General features: G+C 67.6%; 11 protein-coding genes and 1 pseudogene. 5 read left to right on the forward strand and 7 right to left on the reverse strand.

Going from position 1 to position 15,586, the window contains the following annotated elements; translation table 11 throughout:
* Positions 1–91: 91 nt before the first annotated feature.
* A complete protein-coding gene (locus tag ACFVQ0_RS13135) occupies positions 92–2,002 on the reverse strand; it encodes a protease pro-enzyme activation domain-containing protein (RefSeq protein ID WP_390087320.1) in 1,911 nt (636 codons plus the stop codon).
* A 798-nt stretch (positions 2,003–2,800) separates the two neighbouring features.
* Here ACFVQ0_RS13135 and glyA point away from each other — a divergent pair.
* Positions 2,801–3,178 (forward strand): annotated as a pseudogene (glyA, locus tag ACFVQ0_RS13140) (serine hydroxymethyltransferase); the annotation flags it as partial.
* Positions 3,179–3,320: 142 nt separating this feature from the next.
* Here the strand turns inward: glyA and ACFVQ0_RS13145 are convergent.
* The 4 genes from ACFVQ0_RS13145 to ACFVQ0_RS13160 all read right to left on the reverse strand — a co-directional run bounded on the left by ACFVQ0_RS13145 (position 3,321) and on the right by ACFVQ0_RS13160 (position 7,825).
* Positions 3,321–3,620: a prevent-host-death protein gene (locus ACFVQ0_RS13145; protein WP_390087322.1), complete on the reverse strand. Its 300-nt coding sequence runs from the start codon at positions 3,618–3,620 to the stop codon at positions 3,321–3,323.
* Between the two features lie 242 nt (positions 3,621–3,862).
* Entirely contained in the window at positions 3,863–6,439 is a 2,577-nt protein-coding gene (locus ACFVQ0_RS13150; protein ID WP_390087324.1) for an FUSC family protein, read from the reverse strand.
* 227 nt (positions 6,440–6,666) lie between these two features.
* Entirely contained in the window at positions 6,667–7,137 is a 471-nt protein-coding gene (locus tag ACFVQ0_RS13155; protein WP_390087326.1) for a MarR family winged helix-turn-helix transcriptional regulator, read from the reverse strand.
* A gap of 91 nt (positions 7,138–7,228) precedes the next feature.
* On the reverse strand, positions 7,229–7,825 hold the full coding sequence (locus ACFVQ0_RS13160; RefSeq protein ID WP_390087328.1) for a TetR/AcrR family transcriptional regulator: 597 nt from the start codon (positions 7,823–7,825) through the stop codon (positions 7,229–7,231).
* 136 nt (positions 7,826–7,961) lie between these two features.
* On the opposite strand from ACFVQ0_RS13160, the gene ACFVQ0_RS13165 reads away from it, so the two are divergent.
* Entirely contained in the window at positions 7,962–8,258 is a 297-nt protein-coding gene (locus ACFVQ0_RS13165) for a putative quinol monooxygenase (RefSeq protein WP_390087330.1), read from the forward strand.
* Between the two features lie 87 nt (positions 8,259–8,345).
* Here ACFVQ0_RS13165 and ACFVQ0_RS13170 read toward each other — a convergent pair whose 3' ends face one another.
* Together ACFVQ0_RS13170 and ACFVQ0_RS13175 are read right to left on the reverse strand one after the other, a co-directional pair.
* On the reverse strand, positions 8,346–8,936 hold the full coding sequence (locus ACFVQ0_RS13170; RefSeq protein WP_390087332.1) for a GNAT family N-acetyltransferase: 591 nt from the start codon (positions 8,934–8,936) through the stop codon (positions 8,346–8,348).
* A 129-nt stretch (positions 8,937–9,065) separates the two neighbouring features.
* Positions 9,066–9,503, reverse strand: coding sequence for a VOC family protein (locus ACFVQ0_RS13175; protein ID WP_390087334.1), 438 nt, complete (start codon positions 9,501–9,503; stop codon positions 9,066–9,068).
* Between the two features lie 259 nt (positions 9,504–9,762).
* Here ACFVQ0_RS13175 and ACFVQ0_RS13180 point away from each other — a divergent pair, with 259 nt between their 5' ends.
* From ACFVQ0_RS13180 to ACFVQ0_RS13190, 3 genes are read left to right on the forward strand one after another with little or no spacing between them, the layout of a single operon-like run.
* On the forward strand, positions 9,763–10,281 hold the full coding sequence (locus ACFVQ0_RS13180) for an SseB family protein (RefSeq protein ID WP_390087336.1): 519 nt from the start codon (positions 9,763–9,765) through the stop codon (positions 10,279–10,281).
* Complete coding sequence (locus tag ACFVQ0_RS13185) at positions 10,278–10,925, forward strand: hypothetical protein (RefSeq protein WP_390087338.1); 648 nt, start codon at positions 10,278–10,280, stop codon at positions 10,923–10,925. The genes ACFVQ0_RS13180 and ACFVQ0_RS13185 overlap by 4 nt, the downstream gene beginning before the upstream one ends.
* Complete coding sequence (locus ACFVQ0_RS13190) at positions 10,925–15,544, forward strand: putative T7SS-secreted protein (RefSeq protein ID WP_390087340.1); 4,620 nt, start codon at positions 10,925–10,927, stop codon at positions 15,542–15,544. Before ACFVQ0_RS13185 ends, ACFVQ0_RS13190 begins: the two co-directional genes overlap by 1 nt.
* The last annotated feature ends 42 nt before the right edge of the window (positions 15,545–15,586 follow it).

Consider the following 15,586-nt stretch of genomic DNA (forward strand, 5'->3'; position numbering starts at 1 on the left):
GCTTTCGCCCGCTGCGGACACGGGCAGACGGCCGCCACGGGGCTGGTGCCCCGGGACGGCCGTCCGGTCCCGCGTCAGGGGGATTCCGGGCTCAGTGCTTGCGGTAGGAGCTCACGTATCCGGGGGCCGGGGTGCCGACACCCGTCACGTCGTCGTAGCCGCGCACCGCTGACAGCGAGGCGTCCTTGCCGAGGCTCCGGACCGAGGTCAGCAGGCCGTCGGCCGCGTCGTACCCGTTGGCGAAGTCCACCCGGGCGACAGCGAGGTCGTGCCCGCTGCCCAGCGGGTGATCCGTCACGTCGTGGTACGCCTTCGTGAAGTACCGGTCGTAGATGGCCGGGTTGGCGAAGCCGAGCGGCCTGCCCCGGTTGGCCTGCTGGGAGAGGGCCTGGACTCCGGCGATGACCGGAGCCGCCAGTGACGTGCCGCCGATGCGGTACTCGTCGTAGCCCAGCGATCCGTCGGGCATCGTCTGGGTCTGGCCGACCAGGAAGCCGGTGTTCGGGTCAGCCACGGCCGCGATGTCCGGAGCGGTGCGCATCCGGGTCTTCCCGTTGGCCTTCGCCAGCGAGTCCGGGACGACGCCGCGCTGGTAGAACGGCTGCTCCACGGTGGAGCTGGTGCCGCCGCCCGCGCCCGAGGTGTAGGCGCCGGGGAAGCCCTTCCAGCTCTTTCCGTCTGCCGACAGGGGAGCGTTCGTGGTTCCCCAGCCGGTCTCCCACTTGTACGTGTCGTGCTTGCCGACGGCCAGCGACGTACCGCCGACCGAGGTCACCCAGGCGGAGTTCGAGGGGACGTCGATCTGCTTCGTTCCGGTGGAGGCGACGTTGTCGCCGTTGTCGCCGGAGGAGAAGTAGAAACCGATGCCCTCGATCGCGCCCATCTGGAACACCTGGTCGTACGCGAGCGCCAGGTCGGGGGTCTGGTTGGCCTCGACGTCGCCCCAGGAGTTGGAGACGATGTCCGCGAGCCGGTGGTCGACGACCTTGGTGAGCGAGTCCAGCAGATCGTCGTCGTAGCAGGAGGCGCCGCCCACGTACACGATGTCCGCGGCGGGTGCGACGGCGTGTACGGCCTCGACGTCGAGGGTCTCCTCGCCGTACCAGCCGGAGGCCCCGCACTCCTCGGTCTTCGTGTAGTCGTCCGGCAGCACCTGGCTGAACTGCCCGCGCTTGTAACGCGCGTCGCCGTTGCGCTTGGCGTACTTGGTGGCGTCCTCGGCGATGGTGGGAGAGGCGTACGCGTCGGTGATGGCGACGGTCACACCCTTGCCGGTGTAGCTCCCGGCCCCGTACGCGGCGCGCAGCTGCTTGCCGGTGTAGCCCTTGACCGCGTACGGCACCTTGGCCCCGTAGGCGCTCGGCAGGCTGGAGGCGGTCTTGGACCCGTAGTAGGACGACATCGGACCGGAGTTGCGGAACACCGCGTCCGGCGGCGGCAGCACCTCGTCGTGGCTGGACTTGCGCGGCGCGTTGTCCAGGCCCGATACGGCGAGCACGTCATCGCTCAGCGCGGCCGGCACCGAGGCGGTGGAGGCCGGGGCGCGGTAGGTGTGGGCGCCCTTACGGTAGTTGCGCAGCTGGGTGCTGAACGCCTTCTCGGTCCGGGCGACTTCACCGGTGGCCGACACGTAGTGCTGGTTGGCGCCGGTGACGGTCAGCCCGCTCGACTTGAGCCACTGGCTGACCCGGTCGATCTGCCCCTGGGTCGCCCCGAACCGTGCCTGCGCCTGCGCGGCGCTCAGGTACTTCCCGTACGACGCCGACTGCGGGTCGGAGACGGCGGCCGCGTAGGCGGCCAGCCCCTTCGCGTCCCGCCCGGCGAGGTGGACCCGGACGGCGACCTTCCCACTGTCGGCCGTGGCGCCCTGGTCGGCCGCGGCAGTGGCCCAGGCCGGCTTGGTGCCCTGCAGCGCATCCCGGCCGCTCGGTGCGGAGTCCGCTGCTGCGTTGGGTATCCCGAGGGCGAGCGCCCCGGCGAGCAGTGGCAGTGTCGCTGCCATGCTCAGCCCGGCGCGTCGTCCGGCGCGGCTGATTCTCAAAGTAACCCCCTGCGATGTGGGTCTCGCGTGCGGAGCATGTGCCGAATGATGTGCACATGTAATGCGCCACTCTGGCGAGGAACGCTTCATGTACGGGGCATGTAATGACCAAGAATCGACCAAGGGCCTTTCGGGCGGGGGAGGTTCGCGTGGTATTGCGGTATGAATCGGCGTATTGTCCTTGTATATCCGGTAGGTGGATGTCTGAGCGCTCACCAGTCCGTTCGGGGCAGTGGGGCCGACTCCGTCGACCGGGAACGCCCGGGGTGGATATCGCTTCCGGATGCTGCCCGGGTGTCGGCCGGTCTGTTGTGAAATCCCTTGCGAGATAAGGGAGTTGGCGTAAGACTTATTGCAGAATCGCTCCAACCGGCGAGCTTGTTCGGGTCCTTCGGCCCCAGTCGGTCAGGGTCGCTCGGCCGGATCATTGGTGTCGATATCATGACCAACTGGACCCATGGTGAAAGAAGGTGTAACGCAAATGTGGACGCTGCTCCAGTGGATGTGGTGACTCCACGGACCCTGATTGGGTACGTCACCAGCGGTTGATTCCCACGACGGTCGAATGGGCCGGCGTCTGGGCGAGGCCCAGGTGTCGGCCCCTTTCATTCAGCAGCAGACGACCCAGGCTCTCCGTTGCCGGCGGAGTTGACCGGTGGGATCGGCTGGCGTGAAGGTTCGGTTCCAGCTGGTGCGTGCCTCCCGGACACGACGATGGTCCTTCGGGAACCGGATGCGCACCGACGATGCCCGCACGCCGGAGGCTTTTTGACGGCCCGGGGCTTCGACCTCGTCTCCGGTGGCACGGACAACCACCTGCTGCTGATCGACCTCACAGCGAAGGACGTCCCCGGCAAGGTGGCGGCCAAGGCCCTGGACCGCGCGGGCATCGTCGTCAACCACAACAGCGTCCCCTACGACACCCGCAAGCCCTTCGACCCCTCGGGCATCCGCATCGGCACCCCGGCCCTGACCTCACGGGGCATCCCCGCCTCGGAGATGGTCACGGTCGCGGAGTGGATCGCCCGCGTGGTGGACGCCGCCCGCAGGGGCGACGAGTCCACGGTGTCGGAGGTCCGCTCCGAGGTGAAGGCGCTGATGGACGGCTATCCGGCACCGGGGCTGCCGGTGTCCTGAGCCGCGGCCGGGACGGTGCGGCAACGGGATCGCCCCGGTGGCGCACCGTCCGGGAGCCGGGGCGCACGTGCCGAATCCGCCTGCCTGCGGCCGCGAAGGCTGCGGCCGACGCCTCAACGCTCGTGGAGAACCTTGGGGCGTGTCACCGGGACCCCGGTGAGGAGCGCCTTGAAGTCGTCCGGGCATAAGGGGCGTCCGTTCCCTGCTCAGCCGTACGGTCCTGATCGGCGCGGAAGGCGTTCAGCAAGATGTCGGGACCAGTGCGTGACGTACCGACGAACTCCTCGCGCGGGACGAACCTCCGACGCCGCAGCGGAGTCAGCTCAGTGATCTGGTGACCGTCCCGTGTCACGGTGATCGACCGCCCGCCCTGGACGGCACCCATGATCTCGCTGGACCGGTTACGCGGATCGCGCCGGGTGATCTCTGGCTGAGCGCTCATGGCCCCACGGTACGGCGGCGCTGTCCAGGGCATGGGAGACGTGGCCCACCCCCGGCCCCGGCCCGTCGCAGCAGACGCTCAGCCCAGCCCGCCGATGAACGTGCGCCAGGCATCGGCGCCGAAGGCGATCATGGGTCCGGTGGGGCGCTTGCCTACCGGTGCTCGCTCAAGTCAGCCCCGTCTCGTATGACTTCCGTCAAGCCCTGAGCTGTCTGGGGGAGGCCGACTGGCCAACCCTCCCGCTACAGCCACATGTTGTGGCCGATCCGGCCGGTCCCGCCCGCACTCGGCACGGACAGGAGCTCCGCGTGCGGGGCGTGGGCGGATGCCGACACGATGAGTGTGTGCGGGCCCGGCCGCAGTCCGTCGACGCGGTACCGGCCAGACTGCACGGACCCCGCCGCGACCCGCTTTCCGCGCCCGTTGATCACCGTGATCCATCCCGCGCAGCCCGCCGGGTGCCGGTCGCACCGGATGCTTCCGGTGACGGTGACTCCGCCAGACGGCGTGGCACGGATGGCCGGAGGAGAAGTCGGCAGGACATGTTCCGGCGAGGCTGTCTCCGTTGCCGGAGTTCCCGGACCCGCAATTGCCGGGACGGTGGCGGATCGCTCCAAGGCGGCAGCGCCCCGGGGCGCCCGTCGGGTGCCCCACTCCGCCACGAGCGCCTGCGTGCGCCGTTCCATCGGCGAACTCACGACGCTCTGTGGCGGAGCACTGCGCACGGTGAGCCCGCACCGCTCGGCGTACCCGGCGAGTGAATCGTCGAGCGCGGCCAGCTCCCGCAGGGCCGTTCGGATGCGCTCGGCGCGGGGGCCGGACGGTGCCATGTCCAGCTCCGCCTTCAGTTCCCGTACCAGCGGGCTGACCCGCTGCCAGGATTCCTCGGGCTCGCCGGTGGCCAGCGCGCGCTCCAGGGCCCGGAGCGAACCGGTCAGGACGGTGGTGATGCGCGTGAACCGTTCGGCCTGCCGGGGCGCCAGGTCGATGTCGATGTCTGCCGCTGCCGCGAGGGCGCGGGCGTGACCGGTCGCCGTGGTGAGCAGGGCGGTGCGATTGTCCGCGTCACGCCCGCGCACCCCGAGCGGCATCCTCACCAGCGGCCGGACCAGGCTCACGACCTGGAACAGGGCCGAGTCGACCGCGCGGGCAGCTCCGCGCAGCCGGACGGGGGCGTCGGGGTCCTCCCAGCGCAGGGCCAGCTGCGAAACGAGGTCGTCCACGGCGGACACGTAACCACGCTCCGCCTCCCGTGTGATCCTGCGGCCGGACAGCGGGAAGATCAGTGCAGCGCACGCGGTCGCGATCAGTATGCCGAGACCGTTGTCCAGCAGCCGTTCGCCGAGCAGGTGGTCCATGCCCGCGTCGGGCGTCGTCAGCCCGTACAGCTGCACGAGTGCGACGACCAGGCCCACGACCCAGAACGCGTAGGCACGCTGCATTCCCCAGGCGCCGAGGGTGAGCCCCGCGACGATGATCGTGAGCATCACGTAGACGTGACCGTGGCCCACCAGGTGGAGCAGAGCGATGCCGATCACCGCGCCGACCACGGTGCCCGTCATGCGGTGGCCGAATTTGCGCAGCCGCTCGTGGGTCGTGTTCGTACCGAAGAGGGTGATCATCACGCCGACCAGACCCCAGTAGAAGCGGTGCGGGTCTATGGCGTCGGTGATCGGGCAGACGATGGCGGCGGCGATTCCCGCGTGCAGCGGTGCGCGTACGAAGGGGACGACCCGTCGCCAGCTGGTCCCCGTCCCTGCCGCGAGCACGCGCCGCGTCGCCGCAGCCGATCCGGCGGGACGGTCGCGCTCCAGGGCGACGGTCGGCTGGAAGGGGACCTTCGCCGGTGACTGCGGGGAGCTCCAGCCCAGCGCGAGCCAGTGGGACAGCGAACCGGCCAGGGAGTCGAGCAGCTGGGCCACGCGGTAGGCGGGTTCCACGGCCTCCGCCTGCCCGGCACCGGGGTCGTTCGGCACGGCATCGGCCTGCCGGCGGATGATCTCGGCAGCGGGGCGCAGGCCCTGGGCGCTGCCGAGGGGAGTGTCCCGCGCGACGACGAGCCCGACCACCAGTGCCTCGCGCAGACGCGGCGGCACCGCGAGCCCGGTCAGGTCCTGGACGGCCCGGCCTATCCCCCGTAGGGCGAGTTCCGCGTCGAAGAGGTGGCGGTGGAGGAGCTCGGCCATGTCGGGGTCGGCGGCGACCTCCGGCTGGGCGAGCCGTCCGTCGATGGTGACGGTGGTGATGTTGAGACGGCGCAGGGCGCGCGTCATGCGGCGTACGGCACGTTCCTGGTCGGCGTCGGGGTCCAGCGCCTCGATGGCCGAGTCCGCGACCCGGCGGGCTTCGACGACGAAGGCGCGCTGGGTGCGCAGCAGGTCCTCACGCGGCATCGGGTAGCACAGCAGCAGCCGGGTCACGAGCACCGCCGCGGCGGAGACCAGGGCGACGAGCAGCGCCTTGCCCGACATCCCCGCGGGGATGTTCGCCATCATGCCGACCATCAGGCCGTTGAAGAGCATCATGCCCGTGAGCAGGTACAGCTGACCGAATCGGGCGAGGAAGAACGTCAGCGCCAGCGCACCGACCATCAGGCCGATCTCCAGGCGGCGGTCGTCGTGCAGCTCGGCGGCCAGCCACAGGACCGAGGCGTAGGGAAACGGCATCCAGAGGATCGCCCGGGTGAGCCGCTGCCAGGTGTTCTCGGCCACGGCGAAGGCGCTCATCAGGCCCATCATCCCGCCGACCATCATGCCGATCATGGCCGGGATGCCGAGGGCCCCGGCCATCGCGTAGCCGACCGCGAGGGAGGTCACCATGGCGACCAAGGTGCGCCATCCCGACTGCAGTTGACCCAGGCCGGGATCTGCCGCGAGTACCCAGTCCCAGCGCCGCCGGGGCCCGCCCACCCGGCGCGGCGCGACGGCACGCGGCACAGCCGTCCCCGGTGCGGAGGCGGAGGCGGAGGTGGGAGTGGGGGTGGCGGCGGGTGGTGCCGGTGCTGCTCGGTCCGTTGCCGTGTCCGACGGCGCGGTGCCTGGGCTGATCAACTGGTCTCCGATTCCATCGCGTTCAGCAAAGTGGTGAGGGCGTCACGAGCGGCGCTCACTGCGCGTTCGGAGTCCTCGACACCGGCGTCGAGGCCCCTCAGGAGCGCCGCGGCCATCCGCCGGCGCCCTTCTTCGAGCAGGGTCCGGCCGGCCGGCGTCAGAGCCGCCTCCACGACACGCCGGTCGGGTGTGCCGCGTTCGCGCGAGGCCAGGCCGCGTTCTTCGAGGCTCTGCAGGACCACGGTCACGCGCGGCTGGGACATACCGGTGTACGCCGCGAGCGCGGTCACCCGGAGGGGGCGGTTCTCCAGCGCGTCCAGTACGGCCGCCTGGCTGCGGGTGAGTCCGAATTCGCCTGTGCGGAAGAGTGTCTGCGCCAGTCGTCCGATGCCTCTGAGGAGGCCCCGGGCCGCGCTCTCGATGCGCTGCTCGTCGGTGAGCCCCGAGGCGGGTGACGATTGATGCATATAGCAATTATATATATGTCAAGAGAGATTCCAGAACCATGCGCGGGCAAAATGCCCCGGCCTCGTCCGGTCCTGCCCGGGGCTCGGCCCCCTACTGGCCCCCGTGCTTCCGGGGCGACGGCCTGGTCAGAAGGGGTAGGGCGATGCCGTCGACAATCCGGACGATGGCTTCCTCCGGTACGGGCTTCAGCGTCATCAGGACCTCATGGCGAAAGAGGTCGAACGGAAGCGACACGAGGCGTGGCTCCAGGATCGAGGGGTCGACCTCGCCCCGTTCCACGGCCCGCCGCACGATGGACTCGGCTGCGGAGCGGTGGCCGCCGAGGAGGTGCTCACGCAGTTGTTCCGGGCTCGATCCCCTCTCGGTGAAGTAGCCGTCGAGGAGTACCGCGGTCGCGACGAGAAGGCCGACGCGCGACTCGTTGGCCGTCCGCATGATCGCGATCAGATCGCCACGGAGTGTTCCGGTGTCGGGGGTTTCGATGGCACGCAGGGAACTGGCATGCGCGACGGCGGCCTCCACCAGGAGGGCTCTGTTGGCCCAGCGGCGGTAGATCACCGGCGTACTCGTGCCGGCCCGCTTCGCCACCGCCTCCAGCGTGAACGCCGCGTATCCGCGCGCTGTCAGCTCGCTCCACGCGGCATCGAGCAGTGCTTCCTCAAGGGCCCTGCCCCGTCTGCGCCGCATCCGGAAACCTCCAAGACGTGTTGGTACATCTTATGGCGCGATGTACGGTCGAGAGATAAGAAGTGCCAGCACTTCTTATTCAGCCCTCCGGAGCCCCCTCCGGCCTCGGAACCAGCGAACGACGGGTGAGGCAACCATGAGCAGCGAGGACCCAGTGACCGTCCTCATCGAGATCCACGCCAAGGACGGACAGGAGAAGGACGCACGGCACGCCCTGCTGCACGCGATCGAGACCTCGGCGAAGCCTGGCCTCATCAGCTCCACGGAGTACGAGGACATCGACGACTCGGGCGCCTTCTACGCCATCCAGGTATGGGAGAACGTGGCGGCGTTCCACGCGCACATGAAGGACGCCGAGGAGAACGGCATGAACGAGGCCATCCAGGTCCTGCGCGCGCACCCGAAGACGGCAGTACTGCGCACCATCGGCTGATCGACCGCGACGAGGAGTGGCCGCGCGCCGCGACAGGCGATCAGTGGGTAGCGGCCGCTGGGCTGTGGGACACCGGCCCGGTGGCGGTCACAGGTCGAGGATCATGTCGAGTGCCCGCGCGCCGTCGGCTTCGGTGAACGAGCCGACGGTCCGGAAGCCCTGCTTCTCGTAATAACGAATGGCGCGCGGGTTGTCGGCGAGGACGCCGCCCCACAGGATGATCCGCTTCTTGCCGAAGCGCCGTGCGACGTCGGCGATGAGCGGGAAAACCTGTGTCCCCACGCCCTTCCCCTGATAGTCGTCAGCCAGGGTCACGCCGAAGCGGCAGTCTGCCGCCGTCAGTGAGACGCCGGCCTTGCGGTAGCGGGCGATGTCCGAGGGGTGCAGATCGAGGCTCAGTTCCAGGAGGCCGACGATCCTGCCGGTCGCCTCGGAGAGCACCAGCCTCAGCTTGTCGTAACGGGCGATCGCGTCACAGAGCTCGCGGGCAGCGGCGAGGTCGTAGCCGTCGAACGTAACCAGTCTCTTCGATGCGGCCGACAACCCATCGAGGAAGGCGGCCAGATCGTCTGCGTCGCCGTGCGTGAGCGGGCGGAAGGCGACTTCCGAACCGTCGAGCAGCCTCACGGACCGCGTCAGGACCAGCGGGTTCTCGGCAACCGCCGACAAGGTGAGCATTCAACCCCTCCGCACCAGCGTTCGGTGACACGAACCCACTGATCGTCCCACCCCGTCCGCGTAGAAAGCCGGTTCGCACAGCAGCCGTGTGAACCGATCAGTCGTCAGTTCCGGTCCTGCGCGGGCCCGTCAGCCCTTCTTCAGCTCTTCGGCCAGCATGACAAGGATGCCGCTGGGGCCTCGGAGGTACGTGAGCTTGTAGACGTCCTGATAGGTCGCCACACCACGAAGCGGATGGCATCCGTGCTTCGCGGCCGCTTCGAGGGCCTTGTCGATGTCGTCGACCGAGAAGGCGACGCGATGCATGCCGATCTCGTTGGGAAGCGTCGGCTCCGTCTCGATCGCCTCGGGGTGGATGTACTCGAAGAGCTCAAGACGACCCTGACCGTCCGGCGTCTGGAGCATCGCGATCCTGGCGTGATTGCCATCAAGGCCGACGGCGGTGTCGGTCCACTCACCACTGACCGTGTCACGGCCGAGGACCGTGAGGCCGAGGTCGGTGAAGAAGGAGATCGTTGCTTCGAGGTCGCGAACGGCGATGCCGACGTTCTCAATTTTGATGGCCATGTTTCGCATGCTAGCGATCCGGTCTGACAGACGGCCCCAGCCGAGGACGCGACCGGGGTTTCGTGTTGGCCGACAGAGGTTCCCATCCGTGCGACGGCTCCGAGCCAACACCTCCCCAGCGGCTCCCCCCTGCCTACTCCAGTGCGCACGCACGTGATCCATGACTCATCGCGTCCCCCATTCCGCTGCCGGGGCCGGAATATGGCTGACTGCTTTTCGTCGTTGCTCTCGGAAAGCGTGCCGTGACAGTGTGCAATGTATGTTCGATATCGGGGATGATCTGGCGTATGCGTCTGCCCGGCGTTCGAAGACGGCCGGCGCGGGGGGATTGACCGGCCGGCCTGCTGGCGAAGGGGTTCCCGCGCCGGGTGAGGTACCGGACAGGGGCGGTGCCATGACGGCGGCCGGTGATCCGGTGGCGGTGGCGAGGCGCGAGTTTGCTGTGTTGCTGGGTGAGTTCCGGCGTACGGCGGTGCTGGTGCCGCTGGATGAGGCCGGGGATCTGTGGTCGGCGGAGCAGGGCGGGGTCCGCTGGATCTGCGCGTTCTCGGACGAGGCGGCGTTGGCCCGGTTCGCGCGGGTGCGTGGGGAGGCCGGGCGGGAGTGGGCCTACCGGGCGGTGTTGGGTGCGCGGTTGCTGGACGTGATGGTGCCGTTGTTGCCGGGGCCTGCGGGGGTGGCTCTGGATGCGGGCAGCGAGGACGGCGGGATGCTCTTTCCCCCGGTGGCGGGGATTGTGCCGGACGCGGTCGCGATCGATCTCGGGGGGCTGCGATGAGCGGGGACGGTGCGGAGCTTCGGGTGCCGCCGGAGGCGTTGGCGGAGATCGCGAAGGGGATCGACCTCGCGCATGCGGAGTTGAAGGACCTCGGCACGATCGGTCAGGCGTCGACGGGCCGGGGATTCTCCGATCTCGCCCTGTCGGGGCTGGAGTTGGGGCATGGTGCGCTCACGTCCGAGTTCGGGACGTTCTGCGACCGCTGGGAGTGGGGGGTACGGGCGCTCACGCAGAAGGGCAACGGCTTCGCGCTGGGGGTGGGGCTGTCGGCGGGTTCCTTCGCCGAGCAGGAGCGGTACGTCAAGGACTCGGTCAAGATCGGCGTGAACTCCGTGAACGGGAATCCGCACCTGTCCGAGGACGAGGTCAAGGAGCTGAGCTGGGACACGGTCAGCACCCAGACCGCGTACGACAACCCGGACTGGAGCGGGGAATCGATGCTGGAGGCACATGAAGAGGTGAAGCAGACCTGGAAGGACACGACCTACGACGTGCAGGATTCCCTGCTCGACTCGATGGAGCGGTCCGGGATCGTGGACCCGGATGTGCGGGAGGCCGCGGACGCGAAGCTGCGGGAGCGGCTTGATCCGTCGCAGGAGACGATCGATCAGGCCGAGAAGCCACGGTGGGGAGAGAACCGCTGATGGCGGACTGGGGGAAGCTCGGCGGAGCCCTCTTCGACGGTGCGGGCAAGCTGGTCGACAAGGGCAAGCAGGTCGCCGGTGAGGTCATCGACGAGGGCACCGACATTGTCGGCTCGGGCCTGGAGAAGGTCGGTGCGCACGAGTGGGCGGACGCGGTTGAGGACTGGGGGGACGAGACCGCGTCCTCGCTCGGGGCGGAGATCGGGGAGCAGCAGCTCGGGCAGAGCGAGGAAGCGGACGAGCTGATCCATGGCCGGCCGGAGAAGATCAGTGCGACGGTGACGAACCTCCGCGACTTCTCGCGGGCGTTCGAGCTTGTCGGCGGCGGGATGAAGCGGCTCGACTCCGGTCACTGGAAAGGTGCGGCCGCCGATGCCTTCCGGGTGAAGTTCGAGACGCTGCCCACGGACTGGTTACGTGCGGCGGACGCGTGCGAGGACGCGGCCGCGGCGCTGGAGACGTACGCCGGGACGGTCACAAGTGCGCAGGCCAAGGCCACCGAGGCGATCGCCCTCTACAAGGAGAGCAAGCAGGACTACGAGACCGCGGCTGCCGCGTTCAAGGAGAAGGCGGAGGCGTATAACGCGGTCCGCAACACCGACCATCCGCTCCCGCATCCGGGAAAGTTCACCGATCCGGGCGTGGGGAAGCGCCGTCATGCCCAGGAGATCCTGGACGACGCGCGGCGGACCCGCAACGAGGCTGCCGAAACGGCCAAGGCAGCGATCACCGCGGCGATGGCGCATGCTCCGAAGACGCCCACAGGCCTGGACCGCGCCAAGCAGGAGCTCATCGACTACGACCTCGGCCAGGGCGTCGAGCTGGCCCACTTCGGCGGCGGCGTCATCAAGGGCACCGCGGGCCTGGTGAACTTCGTCCGGTCGGTCAATCCGCAGGACCCGTACAACCTGACCCACCCGGCCGAGTACTACAAGGGCGTCAACATGACGCTCGCCGGTCTCGCGTCCACCGCCGCCAACCCCGACCGGGCGCTGCAGAACACCTGGTCCGCGGCCAAGGGCGACCCTTCTGAATTCCTCGGCAGACTCGTACCCGAACTCTTCGGTACCAAGGGCGGCGGCTTCCTCAAGGGCGGCCTGCGGGCCGGTATGAAGGACCTCCTCGAACGCCGGAAGGGAAAGAGCCGACAAGGCCACGAGAGGAATCCCGACTCCAACGCCAACCCGTGCAGGGAAGTCAAATGTGCCGGGGACCCCATCGATGTCGCGACGGGCCGCATGCTGCTCCCGCAGACGGACGTCGTGCTGCCCGGTTCGCTTCCCCTCACCTTCGAGCGGGTCTTCGACTCCTCCTACCGGGCCGGAAACTGGTTCGGGTCCGGCTGGTCGAGCACGGTTGACCAGCGTCTGGAGATCGACGCGGAAGGCGTGGTCTTCAGCGGCGAGGACGGCAGCCTGCTGGCCTACCCGCATCCCGCGCCCGGCGTTCCCGTCATGCCGACGCACGGCCGGCGTTGGCCCCTGGACCGGGTCGACGACGGCTACACCGTCACCGACCCGGAAACCGGCCAGGTGCGATTCTTCGCAGACCACCCCAACGGCGAGCTCGCGCTTCTGGCTCAGGTCGACGACCGCAACGGCCGATGGATCGCCTTCGAGTACGACGAAGGCGGCGCTCCGACATCGATCGTGCACCACGGCGGCTACCACCTGAAACTCACCACGCACGAAGGCAGAGTCACCGCACTGCACTTGGCGGGCGCCGCCCCGGACGGCACCGACCAGGAGATCCTCCGCTACGGCTACACCAACGGCCACCTCACCGAGACCACCAACTCCTGCGGCCGCCCGCTGCGCTTCGACTGCGACGAGTTTGGCCGCATCACCGCGTGGACCGATACCAACGGCAGCCGTTACGAGTACGTCTACGACGAGCACGACCGCTGTGTGTACCAGGCCGGCACCAACGGATACCTCGAAGCCCACTTCACCTGGGACGACACCGACCCCGCCACCGGCCTGCGCATGACCTCCATGACGAACGGCCTCGGCCACACCACGCGATACGTGATCAACAACCGCTCCCAGGTCATAGCCGAGATCAACCCCCTGGGAGCGGTCACCCGCTTCGAGTACGACCGGTTCCACCGCCTGCTGTCCGTCACGGACCCGCTGGGCCACGTCAGCCGCTCCACGTACGACGAGCACGACCACCTCACCTCGGTGATCCGCCCGGACGGACGAGAGCTGACCGCCGAATACAACGACCTCGGCCTCCCGGTGCGCGTCCAGACCGCAGACGGGACGGTCACTCGACAGACCTACGACGAACGCGGCAACCGCACTTCGGTCACCGATGCCTCTGGCTCGACAACGACCTATTCGTACGATGAGGCTGGGAACGTCATATCTGTGACGGATGCCCTCGGGCATCGCTCCGAGGCACGGTACGACAGGACTGGTCTGCCCATCGAGATTACCGACCCACTAGGCGCGACGACGTGCTACGCGCGGGATGCCTTCGGCCGACCAGTTACTGTCACCGATGCCCTCGGCATAACCAGCCGATATCAGTGGACAGTCGAAGGCCGTCCGGCCCGGCGTACCGAGCCGGACGGCAGCGAGGAATCCTGGACGCATGACGGCGAAGGCAATTGCCTGTCCCATAGCAATGCCATGGGCACGGTCAGCCGTTTCGAGTACGCCGACTTCGACCTCCTTGCAGCACGCACGGGGCCGGACGGATCTCGCTACGAGTTCATCCACGACACCAATCTGCGACTGACCGAGGTAAGTAACCCACGCGGATTGAAATGGACTTACGCCTACGATCCCAGCGGTCGTCTCACGGCGGAGACTGATTTCGACGGCCGCACACTCGCATATGGTCACGACGAGGCAGGACGCCTGGCTGCTCGCACCAATGGGCTCGGCCAGATAATTCGGTACGAGCGCAACGAAATCGGACTACTGCTGCGCAAGCATGCGGACGGCGTGGTCACCACGTTCGAATACGACAACTTTGACCAGCTAACCTGTGCTGTCGGCCCTGACGCGGTCCTCACTCGCCTGCACGACCGGCACGGGAGGCTCAGGTCCGAGACCGTAAACGGACGCACATTGGCTTACGGTTACGACACCTTGGGGCGACGGATTTCTCGAAAGACCCCATCTGGCGTAACAAGGACCTTGGACTACGACGCTGCCGGGCGATGCAGCAGCCTGAGCAGCTCCGGCCGAACCGTTGTGTTCACACGGAACGCCGCCGGACAGGAGAGTGCCCGGCACGTCGGAGAGTCGATCAGCCTCACACATGAATTCGACAGGGTGGGCCGGCTCGCCAGTGAGCAGGTATGGACCCAGGGAAAGAGGCTGAAGCACCGCGCCTATACATACCGCGCAGACGGCAACATCATCGGCATCCACGACAGCGTTTCCGGTTCTCGCCACCTAGAGTTGGACGCCATCGGCCGGGTAACCGCGGTTGACGGTGCGCATTGGACCGAGACCTACGCTTACGACCAAGCAGGCAACCAGATGCAGGCAGCGTGGCCTGTAGGTCACCCCGGTCACGAGGCCACGGGCGAACGTACCTACACAGGAACACGGCTCACGCGCGCCGGTCGCATCCGCTACGAGCACGACGCCCAGGGCCGAGTCGTGCTCCGTCAGAAGACGCGCCTCTCCCGAGCACCGGAAACCTGGCGCTACACCTGGGACCCCGAGGACCGGCTTACTTCGGTCACGACTCCTGACGGGGCCCGCTGGCGCTATCTCTACGACCCTCTCGGGCGCCGCGTGGCCAAGCAACGCCTGCAAGCCCAAGGCGACGCCGTGGCGGAGGAAATCTCATTCACCTGGGACGGAACCACTCTGTGCGAACAAATATCCTTCGCCGGAGCTATGGCCAACCCAGTTGCGGTCACCTGGGATCACGACGGTCTCCGTCCCCTTACTCAGACGGAACGCATCCTCTCCGGCAGCGCTCTGCAAGACACCGTTGACGAGCGTTTTTTCGCCGTAGTCACCGACCTCATCGGCACCCCGACCGAACTGATCGACGAGTCGGGCAGTCTGGCCTGGCATACCCGCAGCACCTTGTGGGGCACCACCACCTGGTCCACCACTAGCATCGCCTACACACCGCTTCGCTTCCCCGGTCAGTACTTCGATCCGGAATCCGGACTCCACTACAATTTCTACCGCCATTACGACCCGGAAACCGCCCGATACCTCTCTGTCGACCCTCTGGGGATCGCCCCCTCACCCAACTCGGGTACCTACGTCAAGAATCCTCATACAGAGTCAGATCCTTTTGGTCTTGCCCCCTGCCCGGAAGTCAACCCGAGGAAATTGGATTACCTGTTCAATAAGGATGTGAAGCCGGATCCCCACAACACACCGAGGGCGATACAAAATGCTAATCAACTCAAAAGTATAGGATTGCATGACACTCCAGCCTCTCGTCAATTCGTGACCGAACACTTGAAGGAGGCGACCGGAAATGGATTTTCGGAGCATTTCACCAATGAATGGGGGAATTTTGGTAAAACGAAATCTGTCCTATATGGACCGCATGGAATGCTCGGAGTGGAAAGTACTTGGCAGATTATGCCTGATGGTGGATACAGGTTATCGACGGTAATATTTCGCAGCTGAGAGACCCGTTGAGCGCGTGCCGTTTGAATCGAACAAGCGAAC

Origin of the sequence: Streptomyces sp. NPDC057900, from assembly GCF_042887885.1 — a bacterium.
Taxonomy (GTDB): Bacteria; Actinomycetota; Actinomycetes; order Streptomycetales; family Streptomycetaceae; genus Streptomyces.

Bases quoted from the DNA above. Each gene is read 5' to 3' on its own strand.
- ACFVQ0_RS13155 (WP_390087326.1), bottom strand. From the start codon at position 7,137: ATGCATCAATCGTCACCCGCCTCGGGGCTCACCGACGAGCAGCGCATC.
- ACFVQ0_RS13185 (WP_390087338.1), top strand. From the start codon at position 10,278: ATGAGCGGGGACGGTGCGGAGCTTCGGGTGCCGCCGGAGGCGTTGGCG.
- ACFVQ0_RS13135 (WP_390087320.1), bottom strand. From the start codon at position 2,002: ATGGCAGCGACACTGCCACTGCTCGCCGGGGCGCTCGCCCTCGGGATA.
- ACFVQ0_RS13170 (WP_390087332.1), bottom strand. From the start codon at position 8,936: ATGCTCACCTTGTCGGCGGTTGCCGAGAACCCGCTGGTCCTGACGCGG.
- ACFVQ0_RS13150 (WP_390087324.1), bottom strand. From the start codon at position 6,439: ATGGTGACCTCCCTCGCGGTCGGCTACGCGATGGCCGGGGCCCTCGGC.
- ACFVQ0_RS13160 (WP_390087328.1), bottom strand. From the start codon at position 7,825: ATGCGGCGCAGACGGGGCAGGGCCCTTGAGGAAGCACTGCTCGATGCC.
- ACFVQ0_RS13180 (WP_390087336.1), top strand. From the start codon at position 9,763: ATGTTCGATATCGGGGATGATCTGGCGTATGCGTCTGCCCGGCGTTCG.
- ACFVQ0_RS13165 (WP_390087330.1), top strand. From the start codon at position 7,962: ATGAGCAGCGAGGACCCAGTGACCGTCCTCATCGAGATCCACGCCAAG.
- ACFVQ0_RS13190 (WP_390087340.1), top strand. From the start codon at position 10,925: ATGGCGGACTGGGGGAAGCTCGGCGGAGCCCTCTTCGACGGTGCGGGC.
- ACFVQ0_RS13175 (WP_390087334.1), bottom strand. From the start codon at position 9,503: ATGGCCATCAAAATTGAGAACGTCGGCATCGCCGTTCGCGACCTCGAA.
- ACFVQ0_RS13145 (WP_390087322.1), bottom strand. From the start codon at position 3,620: ATGAGCGCTCAGCCAGAGATCACCCGGCGCGATCCGCGTAACCGGTCC.